At 57.3% G+C, this 24,318-nt stretch carries 24 protein-coding genes; 9 read left to right on the forward strand and 15 right to left on the reverse strand.

Annotated elements, in window-relative coordinates; translation table 11 throughout:
* Nucleotides 1-10: 10 nt before the first annotated feature.
* The 4 genes from SCU88_RS08255 to cecR are packed head-to-tail and all read right to left on the reverse strand — an operon-like array spanning nucleotide 11 to nucleotide 4,564.
* Entirely contained in the window at nucleotides 11-1,147 is a 1,137-nt protein-coding gene (locus SCU88_RS08255; protein WP_138096525.1) for an ABC transporter permease, read from the reverse strand.
* Nucleotides 1,137-2,882: an ATP-binding cassette domain-containing protein gene (locus tag SCU88_RS08260; RefSeq protein ID WP_175339715.1), complete on the reverse strand. Its 1,746-nt coding sequence runs from the start codon at nucleotides 2,880-2,882 to the stop codon at nucleotides 1,137-1,139. The genes SCU88_RS08255 and SCU88_RS08260 overlap by 11 nt, the downstream gene beginning before the upstream one ends.
* A complete protein-coding gene (gene hlyD, locus SCU88_RS08265; RefSeq protein ID WP_175339716.1) occupies nucleotides 2,869-3,882 on the reverse strand; it encodes a secretion protein HlyD in 1,014 nt (337 codons plus the stop codon). Before hlyD ends, SCU88_RS08260 begins: the two co-directional genes overlap by 14 nt.
* On the reverse strand, nucleotides 3,872-4,564 hold the full coding sequence (gene cecR, locus SCU88_RS08270; protein WP_175339717.1) for a transcriptional regulator CecR: 693 nt from the start codon (nucleotides 4,562-4,564) through the stop codon (nucleotides 3,872-3,874). The genes hlyD and cecR overlap by 11 nt, the downstream gene beginning before the upstream one ends.
* Nucleotides 4,565-4,820: 256 nt before the next feature.
* Between cecR and rhlE the strand changes: the two genes are divergently transcribed.
* The 4 genes from rhlE (at nucleotide 4,821) to SCU88_RS08290 (ending at nucleotide 10,259) form a co-directional block, all read left to right on the forward strand.
* Entirely contained in the window at nucleotides 4,821-6,179 is a 1,359-nt protein-coding gene (gene rhlE, locus SCU88_RS08275) for an ATP-dependent RNA helicase RhlE (protein ID WP_175339718.1), read from the forward strand.
* A 70-nt stretch (nucleotides 6,180-6,249) separates the two neighbouring features.
* Nucleotides 6,250-8,463: an ATP-dependent DNA helicase DinG gene (dinG, locus tag SCU88_RS08280; protein ID WP_175339719.1), complete on the forward strand. Its 2,214-nt coding sequence runs from the start codon at nucleotides 6,250-6,252 to the stop codon at nucleotides 8,461-8,463.
* A 3-nt stretch (nucleotides 8,464-8,466) separates the two neighbouring features.
* Nucleotides 8,467-9,435: a DNA-binding protein YbiB gene (ybiB, locus tag SCU88_RS08285; protein ID WP_175339720.1), complete on the forward strand. Its 969-nt coding sequence runs from the start codon at nucleotides 8,467-8,469 to the stop codon at nucleotides 9,433-9,435.
* 590 nt (nucleotides 9,436-10,025) lie between these two features.
* On the forward strand, nucleotides 10,026-10,259 hold the full coding sequence (locus tag SCU88_RS08290; RefSeq protein WP_175339721.1) for a SymE family type I addiction module toxin: 234 nt from the start codon (nucleotides 10,026-10,028) through the stop codon (nucleotides 10,257-10,259).
* Nucleotides 10,260-10,420: 161 nt separating this feature from the next.
* On the opposite strand, the gene bhsA is transcribed toward SCU88_RS08290, so the two are convergent.
* The 3 genes from bhsA to SCU88_RS08305 all read right to left on the reverse strand — a co-directional run bounded on the left by bhsA (nucleotide 10,421) and on the right by SCU88_RS08305 (nucleotide 12,033).
* A complete protein-coding gene (gene bhsA / locus SCU88_RS08295; protein WP_138096533.1) occupies nucleotides 10,421-10,678 on the reverse strand; it encodes a multiple stress resistance protein BhsA in 258 nt (85 codons plus the stop codon).
* Between the two features lie 302 nt (nucleotides 10,679-10,980).
* Nucleotides 10,981-11,241 carry a DUF1471 family periplasmic protein McbA gene (gene mcbA, locus SCU88_RS08300; protein ID WP_138096534.1) on the reverse strand — a complete coding sequence of 87 codons (261 nt, stop codon included), beginning with the start codon at nucleotides 11,239-11,241 and terminating at the stop codon, nucleotides 10,981-10,983.
* A 153-nt stretch (nucleotides 11,242-11,394) separates the two neighbouring features.
* Nucleotides 11,395-12,033 (reverse strand): flavin reductase, encoded by a 639-nt coding sequence (locus SCU88_RS08305; RefSeq protein ID WP_175339722.1) that lies wholly within the window; start codon nucleotides 12,031-12,033, stop codon nucleotides 11,395-11,397.
* Nucleotides 12,034-12,148: 115 nt separating this feature from the next.
* Between SCU88_RS08305 and rlmF the strand changes: the two genes are divergently transcribed.
* On the forward strand, nucleotides 12,149-13,066 hold the full coding sequence (gene rlmF, locus SCU88_RS08310) for a 23S rRNA (adenine(1618)-N(6))-methyltransferase RlmF (protein ID WP_175339723.1): 918 nt from the start codon (nucleotides 12,149-12,151) through the stop codon (nucleotides 13,064-13,066).
* A gap of 18 nt (nucleotides 13,067-13,084) precedes the next feature.
* On the opposite strand, the gene glnQ is transcribed toward rlmF, so the two are convergent.
* From glnQ to rhtA, 5 genes are all read right to left on the reverse strand, one after another.
* Nucleotides 13,085-13,807 (reverse strand): glutamine ABC transporter ATP-binding protein GlnQ, encoded by a 723-nt coding sequence (glnQ, locus tag SCU88_RS08315; protein ID WP_138096537.1) that lies wholly within the window; start codon nucleotides 13,805-13,807, stop codon nucleotides 13,085-13,087.
* Nucleotides 13,804-14,463, reverse strand: coding sequence for a glutamine ABC transporter permease GlnP (gene glnP / locus SCU88_RS08320; protein ID WP_138096538.1), 660 nt, complete (start codon nucleotides 14,461-14,463; stop codon nucleotides 13,804-13,806). The genes glnQ and glnP overlap by 4 nt, the downstream gene beginning before the upstream one ends.
* 65 nt (nucleotides 14,464-14,528) lie before the next feature.
* A complete protein-coding gene (gene glnH / locus SCU88_RS08325; RefSeq protein ID WP_175339724.1) occupies nucleotides 14,529-15,272 on the reverse strand; it encodes a glutamine ABC transporter substrate-binding protein GlnH in 744 nt (247 codons plus the stop codon).
* Nucleotides 15,273-15,608: 336 nt separating this feature from the next.
* A complete protein-coding gene (gene dps, locus SCU88_RS08330; protein ID WP_138096540.1) occupies nucleotides 15,609-16,112 on the reverse strand; it encodes a DNA starvation/stationary phase protection protein Dps in 504 nt (167 codons plus the stop codon).
* Nucleotides 16,113-16,345: 233 nt separating this feature from the next.
* Entirely contained in the window at nucleotides 16,346-17,233 is an 888-nt protein-coding gene (rhtA, locus tag SCU88_RS08335) for a threonine/homoserine exporter RhtA (protein ID WP_175339725.1), read from the reverse strand.
* Between the two features lie 249 nt (nucleotides 17,234-17,482).
* On the opposite strand from rhtA, the gene SCU88_RS08340 reads away from it, so the two are divergent.
* Together SCU88_RS08340 and ompX are read left to right on the forward strand one after the other, a co-directional pair.
* Nucleotides 17,483-17,545: a hypothetical protein gene (locus SCU88_RS08340; RefSeq protein ID WP_138099203.1), complete on the forward strand. Its 63-nt coding sequence runs from the start codon at nucleotides 17,483-17,485 to the stop codon at nucleotides 17,543-17,545.
* Between the two features lie 55 nt (nucleotides 17,546-17,600).
* Nucleotides 17,601-18,113 (forward strand): outer membrane protein OmpX, encoded by a 513-nt coding sequence (ompX, locus tag SCU88_RS08345; protein ID WP_138096542.1) that lies wholly within the window; start codon nucleotides 17,601-17,603, stop codon nucleotides 18,111-18,113.
* A 194-nt stretch (nucleotides 18,114-18,307) separates the two neighbouring features.
* Here ompX and mntS read toward each other — a convergent pair whose 3' ends face one another.
* On the reverse strand, nucleotides 18,308-18,436 hold the full coding sequence (mntS, locus tag SCU88_RS08350) for a manganase accumulation protein MntS (RefSeq protein ID WP_138096543.1): 129 nt from the start codon (nucleotides 18,434-18,436) through the stop codon (nucleotides 18,308-18,310).
* Between the two features lie 177 nt (nucleotides 18,437-18,613).
* Here mntS and mntR point away from each other — a divergent pair, with 177 nt between their 5' ends.
* A complete protein-coding gene (mntR, locus tag SCU88_RS08355) occupies nucleotides 18,614-19,078 on the forward strand; it encodes a manganese-binding transcriptional regulator MntR (protein WP_138096544.1) in 465 nt (154 codons plus the stop codon).
* A 60-nt stretch (nucleotides 19,079-19,138) separates the two neighbouring features.
* Here mntR and ldtB read toward each other — a convergent pair whose 3' ends face one another.
* Nucleotides 19,139-20,053, reverse strand: coding sequence for a L,D-transpeptidase (gene ldtB / locus SCU88_RS08360; RefSeq protein WP_138096545.1), 915 nt, complete (start codon nucleotides 20,051-20,053; stop codon nucleotides 19,139-19,141).
* Between the two features lie 245 nt (nucleotides 20,054-20,298).
* On the opposite strand from ldtB, the gene SCU88_RS08365 reads away from it, so the two are divergent.
* Nucleotides 20,299-21,891 (forward strand): ABC-F family ATPase, encoded by a 1,593-nt coding sequence (locus tag SCU88_RS08365; protein WP_138096546.1) that lies wholly within the window; start codon nucleotides 20,299-20,301, stop codon nucleotides 21,889-21,891.
* A gap of 50 nt (nucleotides 21,892-21,941) precedes the next feature.
* Here the strand turns inward: SCU88_RS08365 and SCU88_RS08370 are convergent, their stop codons facing one another.
* Nucleotides 21,942-24,308: a TIM-barrel domain-containing protein gene (locus tag SCU88_RS08370; protein WP_175339726.1), complete on the reverse strand. Its 2,367-nt coding sequence runs from the start codon at nucleotides 24,306-24,308 to the stop codon at nucleotides 21,942-21,944.
* Nucleotides 24,309-24,318: the final 10 nt, after the last annotated feature.

A 24,318-nucleotide genomic window follows, 5' to 3' on the forward strand; every position in this document is an offset into this window, starting at 1 on the left:
AGAGGCTTCCTTAATCGAGACGGCGTTTGGTGTTAAGCCAGGTCAGGCCGATAAACATCACCGCCGAGCCAATCAAAAACAGCAGATTAATCAGCAGCACGATGGGGATATTGCCCGCCAGAAACAGGCTCTGTAGGGTACTGACGAAGTAGCGTGCCGGAATAATCCAGGTCACCGCCCGGATGGCGGCAGGCATACTGTCTATCTGGAAAATAAAGCCGGATAGCATCACCGATGGCAGAAACGCCGCGTTTAACGCCACCTGGGCGGCGTTAAATTGATTACGGGTCAGGGTGGAGATCAAAAGCCCCATTCCCAGGGTACTGAGCAGGAACAGGCTGGTGATAATAAACAACAGCAGCAGGGAACCGCGGTAGGGCACGCCCAGCACAAAGACCGTCATCAGCATACAGATAAGCATCGCCAGCATGCCCAGAAAATAGTAGGGGATAAGCTTGCACAGCAGCAGTTCGCTGCGGGTCACTTCTGTGGAGAGCAGTGCCTCCATGGTGCCGCGCTCCCACTCCCTGGCCACCACCAGCGAGGTCAGAATAGCGCCGATCACCGTCATGATAATGGTGATAGCGCCGGGGATAATAAAATGGCGGCTGATGGCGGCCGGGTTAAACCAGTAGCGGCTCTGAACGTCGATCAGCGGCTGCAGATTTTCACCCCGGGCAAGTGCCCGCTGCTGCTGCCAGATTTGCCAGCTTCCCTGAACGTAGCCCTGCACAAAGTTGGCGGTGTTAGGTTCGCTGCCGTCGGTAATCACCTGGACAGGCGCGCTGTCGCCGGGGCTTGCCAGCCGCTCGGCGAAATTCACCGGCAATACCACCAGCCCGCGAATCCGCCCGCTCTGCATCATTTCGATCAACTGCTGGCGATTATTGCTGACGGTAGCGTCAATAAAGGGCGAGGCGCTCAGGGTGCGGGTAAAGTCCACCGCCTCTTCGCTGCGCTGTTCCAGCAGCACGCCGACCCGCAACTGGCTGGAGTCCAGATTAATGCCGTAACCGAAGATAAACAGCAGCAGCAGGGGAATGACCACCGCAATCAACCAGCTACTGGGATCGCGCAGAATCTGGCGGGTCTCTTTCAGGCACAGGGCGCGTACCCGCCGGGCGGAGAAGAGTCGACTATTGGCCATGGCTGTGCTCCTTGTCCCACTGGTGAATCAGGGCGATAAAGGCCTGTTCCATGGTGGGATCCGGGTGTTCGGCGTCTGCGGCCTGCTGCTTCAGGGCATCCGGCGTACCGCTGGCGATGATCTTGCCGTGGTACACCAGACCGATGCGGTCGCAGTATTCCGCCTCGTCCATAAAGTGGGTGGTGACCATCACGGTCACGCCGCGTTCGACCATACTGTTGATATGCAGCCAGAATTCTCGGCGGGTGAGAGGATCCACCCCGGAGGTGGGTTCATCCAGAAACAGGATATCCGGCTCGTGCATCAGCGAGCAGGCCAGCGCCAGCCGCTGCTTGAAACCCAGCGGCAGGGCATCGGTATTGTGGCGGGCGATGGGCGTCAGGTTAAACGCCTGGCTCATCCGTTCAATGCTTTCACGCTGGCGTCGTCCCTTAAGGCCATAGATGCCGGAGAAAAAGTGCAGGTTCTGGTTGACCGTCAGGTTGCCGTACAGTGAAAACTTCTGGGCCATGTAGCCCAGATGCTGGCGTGCCTGGCCGGAGTCGGTCTTAAGATCCATATTCAGCACCAGCGCCTGACCGGAGGTGGGCACCAGCAGGCCGCACATCATCTTGAAGGTGGTGGATTTGCCTGCGCCGTTAGGGCCGAGCAGCCCGAAGATCTCGCCGCGCGTCACTTTGAAGTCAACATGGTCGGTGGCCGCGAAGTCGCCGAATTTTTTGGTGAGCTGGCGCGCTTCGATCACCGTTTCACCAGGGGCGCCTTCCACATCGTGCAGAATGGCGCCCAGCGGCGACTCGGCGGCCGTCGCGCCGCCCAGCAGATCGATAAAGGCATCCTCAAAGCGCGGCGCGGTCTGTGCAATATGGTCGGGCGGCAGCGCCAGAGCCTGGGCCAGGACATCGGCCTGGGCCCCCTGGTTCAGAATTACCCGCACTGATTTTCCCTGGATAACGCCGTCGCTGACCGTCGGCTGCCGTAGCGCACGCTGCAGCAGCTGGCGATTGTTCAGGTCGGGGCTGGTCATCAGCCAGCTGCGTCCGGTCATCTGGCGGGTCAACGTTTTCGGTTCGCCCTGCCAGAGCATCTCTCCCTCGTTCATCAGCAGAATAGTGCGGCACTGCTCGGCTTCGTCCAGGTAGGAGGTGCTCCACAGAATCAGCATGCCTTCGTCGGAAAGCGTGTGCACCATCTGCCACAGCTCGCGGCGCGAAATAGGGTCGACCCCAACGCCGGGTTCATCCAGCAGCAGCACCTGGGGTTGGCCCACCAGGGTGCAGGCCAGCCCGAGCTTCTGTTTCATCCCGCCGGAAAGTTTGCCCGCCAGGCGCCCGGTGAAGGGGGCCAGGGCGGTAAAGGCCAGCAGTTTTTCGAAAGTCTGATGGCGCTGTTCGCCGGTGACGCTACGCAGGTCGGCGTAGAGATTCAGGTTCTCCTGGACCGTTAAGTCCTCGTAGAGGCCGAATTTCTGCGGCATATAGCCCATCAGCGCGTGGAGATCTCCGGAATCCTTAATGGGATCCAGCCCGGCCACCCGAACAGCGCCTTCGCTGGGCTGTAGTAACCCCGCCAGCATGCGCATCAGCGTGGTTTTACCGGCGCCGTCCGGCCCTACCAGGCCAATGACGCCGCCAGCGCTGAGCGTCACCGTCAGGCTGGCGACCGCTGGCTTTTCCATATCAGGGAAGCGTTTGACTACGCCCTTCAGTTCAATGGTACGCTCAGCGTGGCTCATCGGTGCTTGCCTTCGCGTCGCTAAAGCGCAGGGTGACCGGCATTCCCTGGCGCAGGGTATCGTCCGGATCGGTCACGATAATGCGCAGGCGGTAGACCAGATCGGTCCGCAGATCCGGGGTCTCTACGCTCTTGGGGGTGAATTCGGCGGTCGGTGACACAAAGCCAATCTGGCCGTGCCAGGGCTTATTCGGGCGGCCGTCGGTGTAAATCAGCACTTTACGACCCGGTTGGACCTGATTGAGGTTGGGCTCGTCCACATAAGCGCGGATCCAGACCGGGCGGGTCAGCGACAGCGTCAGAACGCTGCTACCGGCGCTGAGCATGGTGCCGGGCTCAACGGAACGGGTCAGCAGGGTGCCGTCCGAAGGGGCGATAAGCGTGGCGTCCTGAAGATCCAGCCTGGCCTGAGCCAGCGCGGCCTGGGCCTGTTCCAGACTGGCTTTAGCTTCGGCAATTTCCTGGGGCCGGTTTCCGGCCTGGTACTGGGCCAGTTTATCGCGGGCCGCTTTCAGGTTCGCCGCGGCCTGATCCCGGGATGAACGGGCGTCAGACAGCGCGTCGGCCGAAACGGCGCGGCTGTTCCACAGCCCCAACTGGCGCTGATAAAACTTATCCGCATACTCCCAGGAGGCGTGAGCCTGGCGTTCAGCGGCGGCGGCCTGGGCTATCTCTTCACTGCGGTAGCCGGCCATCATCAGGTCATATTTGGCCTGGGCAACGGCAACATTGGCCTGAGATTGCTGCAGGGCATTATGCAAAGGCGCCTGGTCCAGCTCGCCCAGCACGTCGCCGCGCTTAATGGTATCTCCTTCATCCACGTTAAGGCTTGCCAGACGACCGCCAACCCGGAAGCTCATATTAACCGTGCGGATATCCACGTTACCGTACAGCGTTAGCGGCTGATTGTGTTGGCTGCGATACCACCACCAGCCGCCGAGCGCGGCGGCCAGTAGTGCCACAATGATTAACACTACCAGGACAGGCTTGCTACTTTTCATTTTCGTCGGCTCCTCGCTGGACGGAAAGTCCCTGTAGAATGAAATCGATATGCTGGGTCACCACCCGGATAATCAGCTTAACCCCTGCCGCATCGAAGCGCTGCCACCCGGCGCGCAGCAGAATGGTTTCGCGCCCCAGCCGAAAGGCGAGTATCTCCCCCAGTAGGGCATGGGTGTGGAGAATGGTTTCGGTATCTTCCGGGTCGCGCCCGCAGTAGCTGGCGATAAGTCGGGTCAGAAGCTGATGCATCGGCGCGGTCACCCGTTCGTGAATCAACTGGTAAGCTTCGGTCGGCGCCAGTTGCTCGCGGGAAATAAACTTGCTGATATTCAGCGTTTCATCGGCGGTGAGCAGGGCGATAAGATGGCGGCTGGCTTCAACGATAAGCTGGCGCACGGCTTTCCGATCGTCTCCGCTTGCCAGCAGCTTTTCGGCGGCAGCGGCATGCTGCTGGAAATTATTATCAATGAAATCGGCAATCCAGCGAGCGCAGGCCAGATAAAGCGCCTCTTTTGATCCGAAGTAATAGGTAATGGCGGCGATATTCTGTTGCGCCTGAGCGGCGATATCCCGGGTGGTGGCATGCAGACCGTATTCGCCGAACTGGGCGATGGCAGCCTGAATCAGCTGCTGCTTTGCCTGTTCACCTCTGGCGGTAGGGGGGCTGGCGTCGTTGCTCATCGGGAGAATTCCTGAAAACTTAATCAATCGATTGATTAAGAGTAAGCAGGTTTTGCCAGCGTGTCCAGAAACGTCAATTTGTTCTGTCAATGTTTCCACACGGGAGAATTTATGCGCCATGTCGCAAAAACTGATACACTCCGCCCCCTGTAATGGCGCCGTAGTTTGTGCCTTTAAGTAACCGGCCGGTTCCCGGCTTGCACACTCCCCCTGGAAACTACACCGGTTGCCCGGTCAGGGCGGGTCTGGAGTAGTTATGTCTTTTGATTCTCTTGGGCTGAGCCCCGATATTTTGCGCGCCGTTGCCGAACAGGGCTATCGCGAACCCACCCCTATTCAGCGCCAGGCGATTCCCGTGGTGCTCAGCGGTCGCGATCTGATGGCCAGCGCCCAGACGGGCACCGGTAAAACCGCAGGCTTTACGCTGCCGCTGCTGGAGCTGCTGACTCAGCGCGAGCCGCACAGCAAAGGGCGTCGCCCGGTGCGCGCCCTGATCCTGACCCCCACCCGTGAACTGGCCGCGCAGATCGGCGAAAACGTACGCGACTACAGCAAATACCTCAACATCCGTTCGCTGGTGGTGTTCGGCGGCGTAAGCATCAACCCGCAGATGATGAAGCTGCGCGGCGGTGTTGACGTGCTGGTGGCGACTCCCGGGCGCCTGCTCGATCTGGAACATCAGAACGCCGTGAATCTGGACCAGGTGGAAATCCTGGTGCTGGACGAAGCCGATCGCATGCTGGATATGGGCTTTATCCACGATATCCGTCGGGTACTGGCGAAGCTGCCGCCACGCCGTCAGAATCTGCTGTTTTCCGCCACCTTCTCTGACGAAATTAAGGGGCTGGCGGAAAAACTGCTGCACAACCCGGAAGAGGTGGAGGTAGCGCGCCGCAACACCGCTTCAGAGCAGGTGACCCAGCACGTTCATTTTGTGGATAAGAAACGCAAGCGCGAGCTGCTGTCACTGATGATTGGCAAAGGCGACTGGCGCCAGGTGCTGGTCTTTACCCGCACCAAGCACGGCGCTAACCATCTGGCGGAACAGTTGAATAAAGACGGCATCACCGCCGCCGCTATTCACGGTAACAAGAGCCAGGGAGCGCGTACCCGGGCGCTGGCCAACTTTAAGTCCGGTGATATTCGGGTGCTGGTGGCGACCGATATCGCCGCCCGCGGTCTGGATATTGAAGAGCTGCCGCACGTGGTCAACTATGAGCTGCCTAACGTGCCGGAAGATTACGTGCACCGTATTGGCCGTACCGGTCGTGCTGCCGCCACCGGTGAAGCGCTGTCGCTGGTCTGCGTGGATGAGCATAAACTGCTGCGTGATATCGAACGCCTGCTGAAGCGCGAAATTCCGCGTATTGCCGAGCCGGGCTTTGAGCCGGATCCCTCCATTAAGGCGGAGCCGATTCAGAACGGCCGCCAGGGACGTAGCGGCGGTGGTCGCGGCGGTAATGGTGGTGGTCGCGGTAATGGCGGCGGACGTGGCCAGAGCCAGGGGCAGCCGCGTAAGCGCGCCGAAAGCGGCCAGGCGGCTAAGCCTGCCGGTGAACGTTCCGGTCGTCGACGTCGTCGCGGCGGTCAGGGCGGCGGCGAAGGTAACCGCTAAGGTCTTTCTGTACCCCATGCCTTAAACATGGGAGAATAGTGGCTGTTTGTACAGTAGATACGGTTCTCCCATGGCATTGTCCGCGGCGCATAAGGCGCAAATCAGCGCCTGGTACAAGGCGCTTTCTCAGCAAATTCCGGACTTTATTCCTCGCGCTCCTCAGCGCCAGATGATCGCCGAAGTGGCGAAAACCCTGGCGGATGAAGAGGGGCGCCATCTCGCCATTGAAGCGCCGACCGGCGTCGGCAAGACGCTCTCTTACCTGATTCCCGGCATCGCTCTGGCCCGGGCCGAACAGAAAACCCTGGTGATCAGCACCGCCAACGTGGCGCTGCAGGATCAGATCTTCAGTAAAGATCTGCCGTTGCTTGCCAAAATAATCCCCGGTTTAAAATTTACCGCTGCCTTCGGGCGCGGGCGCTACGTCTGTCCCCGCAATCTCGCCATGTTGGCCAGTGACGAACAGCAGCAGCAGGGCGACCTGCTGGCGATGCTTGATGACGCCCTGACCGCCACCAGCAAAGAAGAACGCAAGCTGTGCATCGATCTGAAGCAGACCCTGGATAGCTACAGCTGGGACGGGGTGCGTGACCACAGCAAGAAAAACATTGCCGATGACCTGTGGCGGCGGCTGAGTACCGACAAAGTCGGCTGTCTGGGCACTAACTGTCAGTGGTATCGCGAATGCCCATTTTTCGTGGCGCGCCGTGAGATCGTTGAAGCCGAAGTGGTGGTGGCGAATCACGCCCTGGTGATGGCGGCGCTGGAAAATGAGAGCGTACTGCCACCGGCGAAACATTTGCTGCTGGTGCTGGATGAAGGCCATCACCTGCCGGATGTGGCGCGTGACGCCCTGGAAACCAGCGCTGAAATCACCCCCGGCTGGCTGCGGTTACAGCTGGATCTGTTCAGTAAGTTGATCGCCACCAGTCTTGAACAGTTCCGCCCGAAAAGCATTCCGCCGCTTGCCACTCCGGAGCGCCTGAACAACCATTGCGAAGAGCTGGACGAACTGGCCACGACGCTGGCGGGGATCTTTGGTCTGTACCTGCCAGGCGAAAATGAAGGCCTGTACCGTTTCGCCATGGGCGAACTACCAGAAGAGATGCTGCCGATGGTACAGCGCATGGCGAAGCTTTCCGACGCGCTGCGCGGCCTGGCGGAAGCCTTTCTGAATGACCTTAGCGAACGTACCGGCCAGCACGATATCGTGCGGCTGCATCGACTGCTCCTGCAGATGAATCGCGCTCTGGGGCACTTCGAGGCCCAGAGTAAGCTGTGGAAACTGGCGGCCATGGCCAACAGTTCGAACGCGCCGGTGTGCAAGTGGATAGCCCGGGAAGTGCGCGAAGGGCAGCCGAAGCTGCTGCTGCACTGCGCGGCCATTCGGGTTAGCGATCAACTGGAAAAGCTGCTGTGGCGCAGCGTTCCCCATGTGGTGGTCACCTCGGCGACCCTGCGTTCGCTGAACAGCTTCACTCGTCTCCAGGAGCTGAGCGGCCTTAAGGAAAAGGCCGGGGACCGCTTTGTGGCGCTGGATTCGCCGTTCGATCACGTGCATCAGGGGCGGCTGGTGATTCCGCAAATGCGCTACGCGCCGCTGATGGAGCATGAGCGGCTGCATATTGCCGAGATGGCGGGCTTCTTTCGCGGCGAACTGGAAAAGGGCGAGCACCGGGGCATGCTGGTACTGTTCGCGAGTCTGAGGGCGATGACCGCTTTCCTGGAGTGCGTTCCCGATCTGCGCCTGCAACTGCTGGTACAGGGGGATCTGCCGCGTTACCGGCTGGTGGAGCTGCATCGCCAGCGGGTTACGGAAGGCCAGACCAGCGTGCTGGTGGGGCTACAATCGTTCGCCGAGGGGCTGGATTTAAAAGGCGAGCTGCTAAGCCAGGTGCATATTCATAAGATAGCTTTTCCGCCGGTAGACAGCCCGGTGGTGGAAACCGAAGGGGAGTGGCTGAAGGCCCACAAGCGCTATCCGTTCGAGGTACAGAGTCTACCCAGCGCCTCCTTCAATCTGATTCAGCAGGTCGGCAGGCTGATTCGCAGCCACGCCTGCTGGGGCGAAGTGGTGATTTACGATAAGCGCCTGCTGACGAAAAGCTACGGCCAGCGGCTGCTGGCGGCGTTGCCGGTTTTCCCGGTGCTTCAGCCACCTGCGCCAGAGATTGACAGCAAGCTGCTGGAAAAACCGGCGGTTACCGGAGCCCGGGGGCGAAAGAGTCGCTCAGGTCGGAGCGGGCGCGTTAAACTGAATAACAAGACCCAAAAGAGGAGCTAACTGGTGGATTACCGCAAAATAATTAAAGAGATTGGGCGCGGTAAAAATCACGCCCGGGATCTCGACTTCGATACCGCGCGCGGCCTGTACAGCCATATGCTGGATGGCAAGGTGCCTGAACTGGAGCTGGGCGGCATCCTGATTGCGCTGCGTATTAAAGGTGAAGGCGAGGCGGAACTGCGCGGTTTTTATGATGCGGTGCGCCAGCGAACCCTGACGCTGACCCCGCCTGCAGGCAGACCGATGCCGGTGGTGATTCCGACTTATAACGGCGCCCGCCGTCAGGCGAACCTGACGCCGCTGCTGGCGCTGCTGCTTAGCCGGATGGGTTTCCCGGTGGTGGTGCACGGCGTGAGTGAAGATCCGACCCGGGTTATCTCGGCCACTATCTTTGAGCTGCTGGGTATTGCGCCCACGCTGCATGTCGGTCAGGCCCAGGCGAAGCTGGAATCCAGCGAACCGCTATTTATGCCAGTGGATGCCCTGTGCCCTCCGCTGACCGGGCAGCTCGAGCTGCGCTGGCGACTGGGAGTGCGTAGCAGCGCCCATACCCTGGCGAAGCTCATCTCACCGTTTGGCGAAGATCGGGCGCTGCGTCTGTCCAGCGTTTCGCATCCGGAGTATGTCACCCGGGTGGCGCAGTTCTTTAACCAGACCGGCGGACGGGCACTGCTGATGCACGGCACGGAAGGCGAAGTGTACGCGAATCCGCAGCGTTGCCCGCAAATCAGCCTGGTGGCGGAGCAGGATGTGCAGGTGCTGTGCGAACGTCAGGATGAGGCGCAGCAGGATATCGCGCTGCCTGGCGATAAAGACGCGGAAGTCACCGCCCGCTGGATTCAGCGCTGCGTGGCGGGCGAAGAGCCGGTACCGGCCTCTATTAAGCAGCAGCTGGCCTGCTGTCTGGTGGCGAGCGGCGAGCAGGATGATATGGCTGCGGCGCTGGCGCAGGTGAATCGGCTGTTTGGGTAAACGGGCTTTGTTTCAGGGGAAAAGCGGCGGAATATGGCGATGCGGTGGGCTGTTCCGTTCACTTTACGTGACTGCTTTTCTGTTGATTCACAACCGGTGAGCAGGGGGGAACTCCCTTTCCCTTCCTGGTGTACGTTCCGGGGAGAAAAGCGGCAGAATATAATGACGCTGTGGGCTGTTCCGTTCACTTTGCGTGACTGCTTCTCTGTTGATTCATAGCCGGTGAACGGGCCAGGGGGGCTCAGGCGCCACCCCCCTGGCGACCCGTTCACCGGTTCCGAAACCGACATAAGAGAAATCACCTTAAAGTGAACGGAATCTTCGCCAGCGCGACATATTTCCCCTGAAGACAGCATCATTACGAAAATATTGCCACCTTCATGAAACAACTCAGAATTATTGCGAGACAGTTTCAGCAATAAAATATTCAGTCCACCACTGTAATTTATTACAGGTTAAAATACCGACAGCGATTTTTTATTCAAGGGAGCCAGGAACGCAGCAAGAAACGTCTAATTATACAGACGCGACCCGCCAGTGCACGAACACTGACAGGCCGCTAACCACAACCAACTACAGGAGAGTTGATTATGGCTGATACCCATCATAAGCCACGCCCCGCTATTTCCAAAACACAACGCAACCTGACCGTCGGATATATCAGCACGCGTCACGAAAATCGCGCCACCGGCATGACAACATACTACAGCCGCCACCCCAGTCTGCATCTGAAAGGCAACTGGCTGGGTGAAGCCGGATTTGAAACCGGCAGTCCGGTGAAGGTGACCATCGAGTCGGGCAGGATAATTATTTGTCCCGGTTAAGCATGATATCCGTCAACGGAATCTTTTCCAGCGCAACATATTCATCCGAAAACAAACCAAAAAAAAGCCCGCCAGTGGCCGGCGGGCAAGGGATAACATCAGGGTTTCCGTCATATTTAGGGATCAGAACAAGGGGCCGGGAGAGGGATCCCGGCTGAGGGTTACTTGTAGATCACCGCGGTGCCGTGCAGCAGATTTTCGCCGGAGGCAGAGGTGATTTTATAGGCGCTGGCGCCCTGGGCATCGGCTTTAGCCGCCAGCTGATCTTCCAGCTGGGTCAGGGTGTAGGCGCCAGAGGCGGAAACAACGCCGATCTTCTGGCCGTGCTGGTCATTATCGGTGACCGGCTGGGCGGCGAAGGCGCCGAAGGACAGGGTAGATAGCACAATTGCAGCAACAGTATATTTAATGTTTTTCATGGTCATATCTCGCAGGTTATTCTGTAAAAAATCTTTCGTTCCGTTTATGTGATCATTATCACGGTATTTTTACAGAGATAAAACCTGGAAGAATTGATGGTGTTGTTCTAAAAAATTGACCATTCATTAATATATTGATTTTTAAATGCTATTTTGTGGTTTTGTCTACTGCGTCACCAAAAACGCCATCAAGAGTATGGAAAAGGCACATTTGGTCACACCGGATTCGCCAGAGGCCAGGTAGCGATAGCGCCCCGCCCGCAGAAGGCCGGGGACGCTGCCAGACGCGCCGGTAGCGGCGCTTATTTATAGATGGTGGCGGTACCATGCATCTGATTATTGCCGCCAGCCGAGGTGATAACGTAGCCCGTCGCTCCCTCTTCACGGGCCTTTTCGGCAAGTTTGTCTTCCAGATCGCCAAGGTGGGTGGCACCGCTGGCTGAAACCGTGCCGGCGGGGCGGAGCTGGCTGGTTTCCGGGTTGGTGAGCGGCGTTGCCGCAAAGCTTGCGGGAACACAGACAATGAAGGTGACAACGGCAGAAAAGAGCGACAGTTTTTTCATGATCACATCCTCACGACAGGTCTCAATGGCGGTTAAAAATTAACCACCGCGAAGTAAAGTGTAGTCCGCCGTAGACTGTGATATGGCGCAAAAAATGGCTTTTCACTGGTCGACATTTACTGACAAAAGTTGACCCATGAAAATTGACTAACGCTATGATTTTGCAGGTATTGCATCGGGACGTACCAAATCGAAACGCTGCTCATCGCTAATGCTGTAGTAAGCGCTCGGCCCTCCGGCGCGCAGTACCGGCTGGGCTTTTGCAGTCTGATAAATTCCCTGCTCCAGCAACCGCCTGTCGATATGAACGGCCACCACTTCGCCCAGCACCAGCCAGGTGTCCGTGGGCTCGCCGTCGGCGGAGGTTAACTGCCAGTGCTGAGACAGGCGACACTCAAAATTCACCGGACTTTCCGCCACCCGCGGCGCTTTGACCTGCTTTCCTGCCAGCGGCGTCAGCCCGGCCCGGACGAATTCGTCCTCACCGTGCGGCAGCGTGGCGGAGGTTTCATTCATCTGTTCCGCCAAAGGGCGGGTAGTCAGATTCCAGACAAACTCGCCGGTTTCCAGAATATTGCGCAGGCTGTCTTTATAGCCGCTACTGGCGAAGCCGATAATCGGTGGACGGTAGTTAAAGCAGTTAAAAAAGCTGTAGGGGGCAAGGTTGCGCTGTCCTTTGCTGTCCTGAGTGGCTATCCAGCCGATAGGCCGCGGGCCGATAATCGCGTTGAGAGGATCGTGGGGCAGGCCATGGCCCGCTGCTGGCTCGTAATAGTAGTAGTCGTCAGACATTGGTTTTCCCGTTAATGGCGATTTTTATTCCCTGATAGTGTATCGCAACGGCGCCGATATTATTTACCTGTGAGCCGACAACGGGTATCTTACGCGCCCACACAGGAGAATGCTCATGACCAGCCAGCCCGCCAGGCGCTCCGGGTTACACCCGCGTAATCGTCACCAGTCCCGCTATGATTTTCCCGCGCTCATTGCGGCCTGCCCGGCGCTGGAGGCCTTTGTCCGTACCAGCCCCCGCGGCGAACCGACCATCGATTTCGCCGACCCTCTGGCGGTCAGGGCGCTGAATCAGGCGCTGTTGGCCTGCTTCTATCAGATAATCCACTGGGATATTCCGCAAGGCTTTCTGTGCCCGCCGGTGCCGGGGCGCGCCGACTATCTGCACTATCTGGCGGATCTGCTGGCAGAGGATAACCAGGGAACGGTTCCGACTCAGGCCGATATTCTGGATATCGGTACTGGCGCCAACTGCATTTATCCGTTGATTGGCCAGTATGAGTACGGCTGGCGCTTTACCGGCAGCGAGGTTAACCCGGACGCGCTGCGCAGCGCCGCCGCTATCGTGGCTGCGAATCCGGGCCTGAACCGCCGCATTCGGCTACGTCGTCAGAAGCAGGACGACGCCATTTTTCGGGGGATTATCCACGCGAATGAGCGCTACGCGGCGACAATGTGTAACCCACCGTTTCATGATTCGGCTGCCTCAGCCCAGGCGGGCAGCGAACGCAAGCGACGCAATCTGGGGCTGAGCGAGCAAGGAAACGCCCTGAACTTTGGCGGCCAGCCGAAAGAGCTGTGGTGCGAAGGCGGCGAAGTACGTTTTATTCAGCAGATGATTGATGAGAGCAAGGCGTTTGCCCGCCAGGTGGGATGGTTCACCACCCTGGTATCACGCGGCGAGCACCTGCCGGAAATCTACCGGGCGCTTCAGGGTGCCGGTGCGGTTCGGGTCGTGAAAAAGAACATGGCCCAGGGCCAGAAGCAGAGCCGTTTTATCGGCTGGAGCTTTAGCGAGAAGCGGCCCCGCTAAGGGGGCCGTTATTGGCGGTCAGGAGACGTGCTGCAGGAACTCCTGCAGCCGCTGACCGGGTGGGTTTTCAATCAGTTCACGCGGGTTGCCGTCGGCGGCTATCCGCCCCTTATCGATAAAGATCAGCCGTGAGGCGACCTGTCTGGCAAAGCCTATTTCATGGGTGACAATCACCATGGTCATCCCTTCTTCGGCCAGATCCTGCATCACCTTCAGCACCTCGTGGCGTAGCTCCGGATCCAGCGCCGAAGTGGGCTCATCAAACAGCATCATTTTGGGTTTCACCGCCAGCGCTCTGGCGATGGCGACCCGTTGCTGCTGGCCGCCCGAAAGTTCGGAAGGATAGTGAGCGGCGCGGTCCGCCAGTCCGACTTTATCCAGCAGCGCTTTGGCCTGCTTTTCGGCATCGGCCTTGCGGGTGCCGCGTACCCGAACCGGACCAAACATCACATTCTCCAGCGCCGTCATTTGGGGGAACAGGTAGAACTGCTGGAATACCATGCCCGCCTCCTGGCGAATCAGGCGTTCGTCCACTTTCGGGTCATTGACCTTCATACCATCGACGATCAGGTCGCCAGAGGTGACCTCCTCCAGCTTGTTAATACAGCGCAGCAGGGTCGACTTACCGGAGCCTGAAGGGCCGATTATTACCACTACTTCGCCCTGCTGAATGTGCAGATCGATATTGTGCAGCACCTGAGTTGGCCCAAAGTGCTTGGAAACGTTATTAAACTCAATCACAGGATCTTCATCCTTCTTTCGAGGCGACGCAGAACAAAGCTCAGCACCAGGGTGATAATCAGATAGATAACCGCGACGGCGCTCCAGATTTCCAGTGCCCGGAAGTTACCGGCGATAATCTCCTGCCCCTGGCGGGTCAGCTCCGCTACGCCTATCACGATAAACAGCGAGGTATCTTTGATGCTGATAATCCACTGGTTACCCAGCGGCGGCAGCATGCGGCGCAGGGCCAGCGGCAGAATCACGTAGCGAATGGTATCGCGGCGTGAAAGGCCCAGCGCCAGGCCTGCTTCGCGAAATCCTTTATGGATAGAGAGCACGGCGCCGCGGGTAATTTCAGCAATATAGGCGCCCGAGTTAATCATGATGGTGACTACTGCGGCGGTGAAGGGATCGATACGCAGATCGGAAAAGGCCATCGGCAGGGCAAAGTAGATAAACATGACCTGCACCACGATGGGGGTGCCGCGAATCAGTTCAATAAATGCCAGGGCCAGATGATTCAGGATCCAGCCGCCAAAGCTGCGGGCGAAACCGGCGATAAGACCGATAACCAGCCCGCCCAGCAGGCCGAGTACCGAGATCCAAAGCGTCATTTTTGCGCCTTCCAGCAGCAGCGGTATCGCAGGCCAGATGGCGCTCCAGTCAAACTCCATGATGATTTCCTGTCGCAAACAAAGCAGAAGTGGGCGGGGGGCGAGCTCCCCCCTCGCCGTGAGGATTATTCCGGATCTTTGCCGAACCACTTTTTATAGATTTGGTCGTAAGTACCGTTTTCACGCAGGGTTTTCAGCGCGCCGTTGACCTTGTCACGCAGTTCGCTGCCTTTCGGGAAGGCGATGCCATACTGTTGGGCTTCCAGCGAATTGCCCACCGCTTTGAACTTGCCCTGACCAGCGGTCTTAATAAAGTAGAGGATGTTTGGCGTGTCGTGCAGCACCGCGTCGGCGCGATTGGTGCCCAGCTCCATATAGGCATTGTCGATGTTCGGGAACTGGCGCAGATCTTTGGTCTTAATGTTTTGCTTCGCGTAATCCACCGAACCCGTACCGCTCTTCACGGCCAGCACCTTACCGTCGAGATCTTTAACGCTCTTCACCTCGTCGTTATTAGCCCTGACCATTACTAACAGACCACTCTTGTAGTAGCCGTCGGAGAAGTCGATGGCGCGTTTGCGCTCGTCGGTAATAGTGATACCCGCCAGCGCGAGATCGACATTACGGGTTTGCAGCGCCGGAATAATGCCGCTGAAATCCATGGGCTTCAGGGTGTAGTCCAGTTTGAGCTCTTTGGCGATGGCGGCCCAGAGGTCAATATCAAAACCGACATACTGATTTCCCTGCTTAAACTCAAAGGGAACAAAGGCGGTATCGGTCGCCACGATCAATTTTTTTTCTGCAGCCGTAGTCGAAACGGCGAAAGCGAGAGTGAGTGCAGCCAGAGAACACTTCAAAACAGACTTCATAGCTCTTCCTTTTGGTATGCCCGGTGAACGCACCGGATCGGACTAAACGCAGTATGAAAAATTCATGCCATGATATCTAACTGACTGAATTCATTGATTGTTAAAAGTGAGCCCTGCACCAGCGTGCAGACAATAATCGGATATTGCACCGGAGTGGGGCGCGCTTGCTCATCCGGTTAGCACTACTCTATTTAGCGTAAAATCCACAGGAGGAACAATCGCCTGATAACAATTGTGTGAGGTGTTTATTGCAATAATTTAACTTTTGCAGGAAGAAAGAAGGGGGGATGCACTCTGATAGTGCGCCCCCTTAGGGAGGAGGCGCGACAGGGGGACTTATTCGAGGTTGGCTTCGATGAACCACAGGAATTTATCCAGATCGCGGGAAGCCGCGGTAAAGATATCTGCAGTGTCTTCATCTTTGGCTTCGCTAATGGCTTTACGTACGTCGTTAGCGACGATGGCATAGCGGTCAGCCAGCTCTTTCAGGTGTTCCTGAACGGTATGAATATCGAGCGGGTAGCTTTTCAGCGGCGTGTTGCTGTTGATCACCTGGGCAGTGCCCAGTGCAACGCCGCCTAACTGCACGGCACGTTCGGCCATGGTATCCATATGCTCGTTCAGCGCATCACGGAAACCATCCAGCATTTCGTGTACGGCAATGAAGTTAGCACCGCGCATATTCCAGTGAGCCTGTTTGGTGATGAGCGCCAGATCGATGAACTGGACAACCTGACGGTTCAGCAACTCAATGGTCTCTTTTTTCTCGCCATCAGCCACATCATTGCGGGTGTAAAGCAGCTCAGAAGATTTTGTTTTCACCAGTTTAGCGGTACTCATGATTTCATGTCCTCTTGATGTTTATGTCCCAAAAAACTTCGGGAATAAGTATAGCACCGCTTTTTTACTCTGCTGGTTGCGATATTGCCTATTAGTTAAATAGTAATGATGAAATTGTCTTTATCAAATTGTTAATAATCAAAGTGTTGTATTAAAAAGCCAGCATTTCTTGCGAAATACTGGCAGAAAAAGCGTAACGACGTATTGTTATTATTTTGTGAAATTTAAGCCGCTTAATTAATATCAATACTCTCGACTTTCGGTTCGCGTTTTAGCGTCAGTGTGGAGCCCACAGAGGCCAGAACGATCGACAGCAGGCCCAACAACTGGATGGCACTCAGGCGTTCCCCCAGGAACAGCATTCCGGAGAGCGCAGCCATACCCGGCTCCATGCTCATCAGGGTACCGAAAGTACGGGTAGGCAGACGGGTCAGCGCCACCATCTCCAGCGAGTAGGGGAGTGCGGTGGAAAGTACGGCAATGGCCAGTCCCAGCGGCAGCAGCGACCACTGCCATAATGCAGGGCCCGCCTGCCAGACGCCGACAGGAATGAAAACCAGTGCTGCAATCACTGAGCCCATCGCCACGGTGGCCGGACCGTGGCCGTCGCCAGCGCGCTGACCGGTCAGGATATAGACGGCCCAGCAGGCGCCCGCCAGCAGCGCCCAGGCGGCGCCTGCTGGATCAATGCCCGAAATCCCGTCACCCAGCGGCAGCAGCATCCACAGGCCGCCGATGGCAAGCAGCACCCACAGGAAATCAACGGGGCGGCGGGATGAGAAAAGCGCCACTGCCAGCGGCCCGGTAAATTCCAGGGCTACGGCGATCCCCAGCGGGATACTGTGCAGAGAGAGGTAAAAGAAGTAGTTCATTCCCCCCAGAGCCAGTCCGTAAAGCAGCAGCGGGATGCGCTGTTCGGGCTGAAAGCGCAGACGCCAGGGTTTAAATACCACCACCAGAATCAGGGTGCCCAGCGCCAGGCGCAGCGCGGTGACGCCGGGGGCGCCGACCAGGGGGAACAGGGATTTGGCGAGAGAAGCGCCGCTCTGAATAGAGGTCATGGCGATGAGCAGCAGCACCACGGGCACCCAGGCGGGCGATTTACGGGACAACGTTGGCATCCTGCATCCTGTCAGTTTTTGTCAATGAATCGTTAATAAAGGAAAATCTGGCTCAGTGTAATGGAAGAGTTGTTTCTGGTTTAGCATCCGTTGAAAAAAAAGTTTCTGCCGATCGTTATGATTCGCGGCATCAGAAGTTCCCTACGAACGATGATTTTAGGATTAATCTGAATGGAAGCCTGCGGGAATGAGGACCATAATAGCATTCCGCCTGCAAAATTACGTGTCTTATGAAAGGGATAGTCAGTTCTGGAAACGTTCTGTTACATGAAATGGCGCCTTAGACAACGCAAATCCCGCAGAGTTTCTTAAAGTAGTTTGATATATTTATAACTTAGGACTTACTTGAAGCACATTTGAGGTGGTTATGAAAAAAATTGCATGTCTTTCAGCTCTGGCCTGTGTTCTGGCCGTTTCCGCCGGTTCTGCAGTGGCCGGTACCGCAACTGTTTCTGGTGGCTACGCGCAGAGTGATTTCCAGGGCGTTGCCAGCAAAGCTAACGGTTTCAACCTGAAGTACCGTTATGAGTTCGACAACAGCCCGCTGGGCGTTATCGGCTCTTTCACCTACACCGAGCACGATCGTACCGGTCGCGGTGGTGACTATCAGAAAGGCCAGTACTATGGTCTGACTGCGGGTCCGGCTTACCGTCTGGCTGACTGGGTTAGCATCTACGGCGTAATCGGTGTGGGCTATGGTAAATTCCAGACCACCCAGTACCCGGATCACGGCGACATGAGCGACGCAGGCTTCTCTTACGGTGCGGGTCTGCAGTTCAACCCGATCGAAAACGTTGCTCTGGACTTCTCTTACGAGCAGAGCCGTATTCGTAGCGTTGACGTTGGCACCTGGATCGCTGGTGTTGGTTACCGCTTCTAATCCTTCCCTCTTACAGGGAAAGAGAAAAATCCGCCTTCACGGCGGATTTTTTTTGCCTGCAGTTTGAGTATAGCCGGGATTAATTCGTCCGAAAGCGAAGGCCGACGCGGCATGGCAGTTCGCAAAAACAGGATTAAGAGGATGAAAGGCGACGCTGGCTGGTTGCCGGTCAGGGGAGGTATGGGAAAGGGAGGTTAGCGTTGCTCGTTGTTCGAACGCGACGCCTTACCGTTCACCATATCACACAGCATGTTCAGCAGCATCAGCCGCACCCGAAAGGGAGAGTGGGTAAACACCAGCATACACCTCTTAAATTCATTCATCGGCTCCTCCTTCTTCACTCGTTGCCGCGCTTCCTTTGCGACCGTCTGTATTCTATACAGATATAGCACAAGCTATATTACATAGCTATTGCTATTGAGTTAATTTTTTGTGGTTACGCGATGCTGGTTTACAATAAGGGCCGTTAAATTTCATATGCAGCACCCGGGAGAAGTTGAATGAGCCGTCGCGCAGGTAAGCCAGAAAGCCCCAGAGAAGGAAAGCTGGTTGATGTGGAAGCCCACGTTGAAGGTTTTCGTCAGGTACGCGAGGCCCACCGCCGGGAGTTGATCGATGATTACGTTGAGCTGATTGACGATCTGATCCGCGAAGTGGGAGAGGCGCGTCAGGTGGATATGGCGGCGCGTCTGGGGGTCTCACAGCCAACGGTGGCGAAAATGCTCAAGCGCCTGGCCTCGGTGGGATTGATCGAGCAGATCCCCTGGCGCGGCGTGTTTCTGACTGCAGAAGGGGCGAAGCTGGCAGAGGAGAGTCGGGAACGTCATCAGATAGTGGAAAACTTCCTGCTGGCGCTGGGAGTGAGTCCGGATACCGCCCGCCGCGATGCGGAAGGGATGGAGCACCACGTTAGCGAAGAGACGCTGGAACTATTCCGCCGCTTTAGCGAGACGCGTCAGGAATAACCGTCGCCCCCATAATAAAAAAGGCCGCTTGTGCGGCCTTTTTTGCTGGCATAACGGCTATCAGTTAAGACGTACCGGCATACCGGAACGGTTCTCAACGGCTTGCTGCACCACGCTCTGATCGACGTCTGCCTGGTCGGTCACTTCACGCAGTTTCTTCGTCAACACAATCGGCACTTCTTCTTTACCGGCCATCTGGGCCTCGGTGGTAGAGAGCGGATTATGCACTTCGATATAGCGGCTGCCGTCCGGCTCGGTCGTGGTTTTTACCGGCTCATCGATAAACTGCACGCGGGTGCCGACCGGCACGTTCTCGAACAGGAACTTAATGTCGTCGTTACGCAGACGCACGCAGCCGTGGCTTACCCGCAGGCCAATACCGAAGTTGGCATTGGTGCCGTGGATGGCGTACAGGCGGCCGATATACAGGGCGTACAGACCCATCGGGTTATCCGGACCCGCCGGGAATACGGCAGGTAGATATTCACCGCGAGCCTTATATTCGGCGTGCATCTTGGCGGTCGGGGTCCAGGTGGGGTTCGCGCGCTTGCGCTCTACCTTGGTGGTCCAGTTAATCGGCGTATCTTTACCCAGCTCGCCGATCCCAATCGGCAGAACCACGACGGTACCGCTGTCTTTCGGGTAGTAGTAAAGACGCATTTCGGCACTGTTGATGATGATGCCCTTACGCGGCGCATCCGGCAGGATGAGCTGCTGAGGAATGGTCAGCACGGTACCGGCTTTTGGCAGATAGGGATCCACGCCGTGGTTGGCTTCCATCATGTTGGACAGCCCCATCTGGTACTGTGCCGCAAAGTATTCCAGAGGCTGCTTGTTACCCTCCGGAACGGTGACAACCTGATTCTGGCCGACGAGACGGCTCCCCTCAGGGGGCAGCGGATAGGTTACCGCAGAGGCAGTTTTACAAAAACCGACAAGGGTAAATGCTGCCAGTAAAAGCGTACGTAATTTCATAGTTAAGTCGCGCAGTTGTTATCGGTGCCACAGAGGCTATTGGTTAAGATACGGTGAAAGTGCCGCCAGCGCATTATAGGAGCATTGGGGCGCTGAGGAAATTCGGATGTGGATGAAATCACATTTTTCACCTGAATTTGTGTATTAGTGTAGGTTATTTTGTCACGGATTTGGATCCGGGCGATCCCTGAACGCACTTATGGCATAATGTCGTGTTTATCACACTTTCAACCTGGGGAAGATTCTTGTTAGTTTCCAGTAATGTCACCATGCAGTTCGGCAGTAAGCCGCTGTTCGAAAACATCTCCGTTAAGTTTGGCGGCGGTAATCGCTACGGTCTGATCGGCGCCAACGGTAGCGGAAAATCAACTTTTATGAAGATCCTGGGGGGCGATCTGCAGCCGAGCGGCGGCAATGTCTCTCACGATCCCGATGAGCGTATCGGTAAGCTGCGTCAGGATCAGTTCGCCTTCGAACAGTACACGGTGCTGGATACGGTCATCATGGGGCATACGGAACTGTGGGAAGTTAAGCAGGAGCGCGACCGCATCTATGCTCTGCCGGAAATGAGCGAAGAAGAAGGCTATAAGGTTGCCGATCTGGAAGTGAAATACGGCGAAATGGATGGTTATTCCGCCGAAGCGCGAGCCGGTGAACTGCTGCTGGGCGTGGGCATTCCCCAGGAGCAGCACTACGGGCCGATGAGCGAGGTGGCGCCTGGCTGGAAACTGCGCGTGCTGCTGGCTCAGGCGCTGTTCTCCAACCCGGATATCCTGCTGCTCGACGAACCGACCAACAACCTGGATATCGACACCATTCGCTGGCTGGAGCAGGTGCTTAACGAGCGCGACAGCACCATGATTATTATTTCCCACGACCGCCACTTCCTGAACATGGTCTGCACCCATATGGCGGATCTCGACTACGGCTCGCTGCGGGTGTATCCTGGCAACTACGATGAGTATATGACCGCGGCGACCCAGGCGCGCGAACGCCTGTTGTCGGATAACGCTAAAAAGAAGGCGCAGATCGCCGAACTTCAGTCATTCGTCAGTCGCTTTAGCGCCAACGCTTCCAAATCGCGTCAGGCCACCTCCCGCGCCCGTCAGATAGACAAAATCAAGCTGGAAGAGGTGAAAGCCTCCAGTCGCCAGAACCCGTTCATCCGCTTTGAGCAGGATAAAAAACTGTTCCGTAATGCGCTGGAAGTGAAGGATCTCAGCAAGGGGTTCGATAACGGCCCGCTGTTCAGCGGCTTCGGCACGCTGATGGAAGTGGGCGAGAAGCTTGCGGTGCTGGGCACCAACGGCGTGGGTAAATCGACCCTGCTGAAAACCCTGGTGGGCGAACTGACGCCAGACAATGGTACGGTGAAGTGGTCCGAAAACGCGCGCATTGGCTACTACGCTCAGGATCACGCCGCGGACTTTGACTGCGATCTGAATGTTTTCGACTGGATGAGCCAGTGGAAACAGGAAGGAGATGACGAGCAGGCTGTGCGTAGCGTGCTGGGTCGTCTGCTGTTCAGCCAGGACGATATCCGCAAACCGGTGAAGGTGCTGTCCGGGGGTGAGAAAGGACGGATGCTGTTCGGCAAGTTGATGATGGAGCGCCCCAATATCCTGGTGATGGATGAACCTACCAACCACCTGGATATGGAGTCCATCGAGTCGCTGAACAGCGCGCTGGAGCTTTATGAAGGAACGCTGGTCTTTGTCTCCCACGACCGTGAGTTCGTAAGCTCTCTGGCGACCCGCATCGTGGAAATCACGCCTCAGGGCGTGGTCGACTTCGGCGGTGGTTACGAAGAGTATCTGCGCAGTAAAGGTATCGAATAACGGTACCGTGCGTTCCCTCTCCCCGGGCGGGAGAGGGAACGACAGCGCCTTTATTTAAGCGCCCAGCAATTTCCCTCCACGCCGTCGATAGTCAGACGACGCGTTTCGCCTTCCGGTAATGTTATGTGCAGTTCAGACCAGGCCGGGCGCCAGTCGCCGCGAACGTTAAACTTCAGGTTGATGGAATCGGCGTTACAGGTCATCTCCCAACTGAGCCACAGCGCGTTGCCCTCTTTATAACCCCAACTTTCGCCATCATCTTCGAACAGCTCGCCCTGAGAGTGCCCGACCCCTTTCAGCGGAAACAGCCGCAGCTCACGCTTGTCGTCGGCCCGGGCATCGCTATGGGCCAGACGCTGGCTTAACGGTACTCCGGCCCCTGCGCGAACCAGCATGGGCTGATGCTCCAGCGGGGCGGGCAGGGTGACCTGCTGGCCGCCCGCGTACCAGACGCCGCTTGCGAAGTCATACCAGCCGCGACCGTTATCCGGCAGCCACAGGGTGCGTTCGCGCTGACCTGCCTCTACGACGCTGGCTATCAGCAGATCGCGGCCCAGCATAAATTCGTCGCACTCCTGCCAGGTTTGAGGATCCTGCTCATGATCGAGGAACGTGGGGCGCAGCATCGGCTCGTCGTCGGCGTGGGCCTGCCACAGCAGCGTGTACAGATAAGGCATCAGGCGATAGCGCAGCTCAACGGCAGCGCGCACCGCCGGGGTGACCGCCGGATACATCCAGGGTTCGTTGACGGTACCGTCATCGTTCCAGGAGTGGATGGTAAAACGCGGATGCATCACGCCGTTTTGCACCCAGCGTACGAACAGCTCGGCATCGGGTTTATCGCCGGAGAAACCGCCGACGTCATGGCCCACGTTATATAACCCGGACAGGCTCATGCCCAGACCCATGCGGATGTTATAGCGCAGCGTCTGCCAGCTGGTGCGGTTATCGCCGCTCCAGGTCTGAACGTAGCGCTGCATACCTGCGCAGCCGGAGCGGGAGATCAGATACGGACGTAGCTCTGGCGCAAAGCGCTGCTGTGCCTCCATTGAGGCGCGCATCATCAGTAGCGGCATCACCGGGCGGATATGCTTAATGGCGACAGGCTGGCCGAAACCGTGACAGCGCGCTTCGCCGTCCCACACTTCGAATTCGTTATTGTCGTTCCAGGTGGCGTCGATTCCCATCTCCAGCAACTGCGTGGTGACTCCTTCCTGCCACCAGGCAATGGTGGCCGGGTTGGTAAAGTCCAGGTTGGAGCCTTCGTCGTCCCAGAAGCTGGAACGTTCCGGTGCATCGCTTTGCGAATCCTGAATAAACAGCCCCTGGCGGGCCACCTCCTGATAGCGGGGATGGTCCTGTAACAGACAGGGCTTAATATTGGCGGCAAGCCGCAGGCCGGCATCGTGAAACGCCTGGCTCATGACTTTCGGCTCAGGCACCTTGTCATAGTTCCAGTTAAAGACGTAGCGCTTGCCGTTAATCGAGGTATAGCCGGATGAAAGCTGGAAGGAGTCGCACGGAATGGCGTGTTCCTGACACAGGCGAATAAAGTTCATTAGCTGATTCTGGGCATCCGGCGCGTCGGTATAGTGCATCGTTGAGCCGCTATACCCCAGGCTCCAGCGTGGGCCAAACAGCGTTTTGCCGGTCAGGCGCACAAAGGTTTTGGTGACATCCAGAACCCGGTCGCCCACAAACAGGTAATAATCGATATCGCCGGACTCCGCCTGCCAGCGGCGGTAAGGGGCATGATAGTTATCCAGCTCGTTGCCCAGATCGAACCAGCTACTGCTCAGGTTATCGTAAAACAGCCCGAAGCTGACCTCATCGCGGCGGGTGATGGTAAAGGGGATATGCTTGTAGAGCGGATCGGTACTGGCGGCGTTATAGCCCATGGCGTCCAGATTACGCATTTCATAGCGTTTGCCGTTACGGGCCAGCGGCCCCGCCTTTTCGCCCAGCCCGTAATAGCGATCGTCCTTAAAGCGGCGCTGATAGTGGGCGACGCCGTCGCCGTGCGCGTTAAGCAGATAGGCGCTAGTGGGGCGATCGCTGGCAAGGAAAAGCCACTGACCGCTGGCGTCGCGATAGTGCCACTCCAGCCACAGCGGCTGGTGAACGGTGACCCGCAGTCGCCCGGTGGCGATCTCCAGTACGTCGTCGCGTTCAGTCAGCGTATAGCCCGGCAGGGTGAAGCCGCTGATATCGTCCCGGGAGCGTCCTTCCCAGGGAACATCCCGATCCGGCGCGATGCTCCAGGTGCGATCCAGCGCCCAGTTGCCGCCGCGCTGTATCGATACGCGAAACAGTCCCTGCTCCAGCACGTGCAGCGTTAGCCGGTGCCGGTTTTCCACGCTCAGGGTAATGCGGCTATCGTCACAATGGGTCAGGCTCCAGTGTTTCAGGGTTTTCATCAGTAATACC

Origin of the sequence: Jejuibacter sp. L23 (assembly GCF_050815825.1) — a bacterium.
GTDB classification, from domain to species: Bacteria; Pseudomonadota; Gammaproteobacteria; order Enterobacterales; family Enterobacteriaceae; genus Jejubacter; species Jejubacter calystegiae.

Coding starts and splice junctions, on each gene's coding strand:
- SCU88_RS08290 (WP_175339721.1), top strand. CDS start 10,026: ATGGCTGATACCCATCATAAGCCACGCCCCGCTATTTCCAAAACACAA.
- mntS (WP_138096543.1), bottom strand. CDS start 18,436: ATGAATGAATTTAAGAGGTGTATGCTGGTGTTTACCCACTCTCCCTTT.
- mcbA (WP_138096534.1), bottom strand. CDS start 11,241: ATGAAAAAACTGTCGCTCTTTTCTGCCGTTGTCACCTTCATTGTCTGT.
- rlmF (WP_175339723.1), top strand. CDS start 12,149: ATGACCAGCCAGCCCGCCAGGCGCTCCGGGTTACACCCGCGTAATCGT.
- SCU88_RS08255 (WP_138096525.1), bottom strand. CDS start 1,147: ATGGCCAATAGTCGACTCTTCTCCGCCCGGCGGGTACGCGCCCTGTGC.
- bhsA (WP_138096533.1), bottom strand. CDS start 10,678: ATGAAAAACATTAAATATACTGTTGCTGCAATTGTGCTATCTACCCTG.
- ldtB (WP_138096545.1), bottom strand. CDS start 20,053: ATGAAATTACGTACGCTTTTACTGGCAGCATTTACCCTTGTCGGTTTT.
- SCU88_RS08260 (WP_175339715.1), bottom strand. CDS start 2,882: ATGAGCCACGCTGAGCGTACCATTGAACTGAAGGGCGTAGTCAAACGC.
- mntR (WP_138096544.1), top strand. CDS start 18,614: ATGAGCCGTCGCGCAGGTAAGCCAGAAAGCCCCAGAGAAGGAAAGCTG.
- cecR (WP_175339717.1), bottom strand. CDS start 4,564: ATGAGCAACGACGCCAGCCCCCCTACCGCCAGAGGTGAACAGGCAAAG.
- hlyD (WP_175339716.1), bottom strand. CDS start 3,882: ATGAAAAGTAGCAAGCCTGTCCTGGTAGTGTTAATCATTGTGGCACTA.
- glnP (WP_138096538.1), bottom strand. CDS start 14,463: ATGGAGTTTGACTGGAGCGCCATCTGGCCTGCGATACCGCTGCTGCTG.
- dinG (WP_175339719.1), top strand. CDS start 6,250: ATGGCATTGTCCGCGGCGCATAAGGCGCAAATCAGCGCCTGGTACAAG.
- glnH (WP_175339724.1), bottom strand. CDS start 15,272: ATGAAGTCTGTTTTGAAGTGTTCTCTGGCTGCACTCACTCTCGCTTTC.
- SCU88_RS08305 (WP_175339722.1), bottom strand. CDS start 12,033: ATGTCTGACGACTACTACTATTACGAGCCAGCAGCGGGCCATGGCCTG.
- rhlE (WP_175339718.1), top strand. CDS start 4,821: ATGTCTTTTGATTCTCTTGGGCTGAGCCCCGATATTTTGCGCGCCGTT.
- ompX (WP_138096542.1), top strand. CDS start 17,601: ATGAAAAAAATTGCATGTCTTTCAGCTCTGGCCTGTGTTCTGGCCGTT.
- rhtA (WP_175339725.1), bottom strand. CDS start 17,233: ATGCCAACGTTGTCCCGTAAATCGCCCGCCTGGGTGCCCGTGGTGCTG.
- SCU88_RS08370 (WP_175339726.1), bottom strand. CDS start 24,308: ATGAAAACCCTGAAACACTGGAGCCTGACCCATTGTGACGATAGCCGC.
- dps (WP_138096540.1), bottom strand. CDS start 16,112: ATGAGTACCGCTAAACTGGTGAAAACAAAATCTTCTGAGCTGCTTTAC.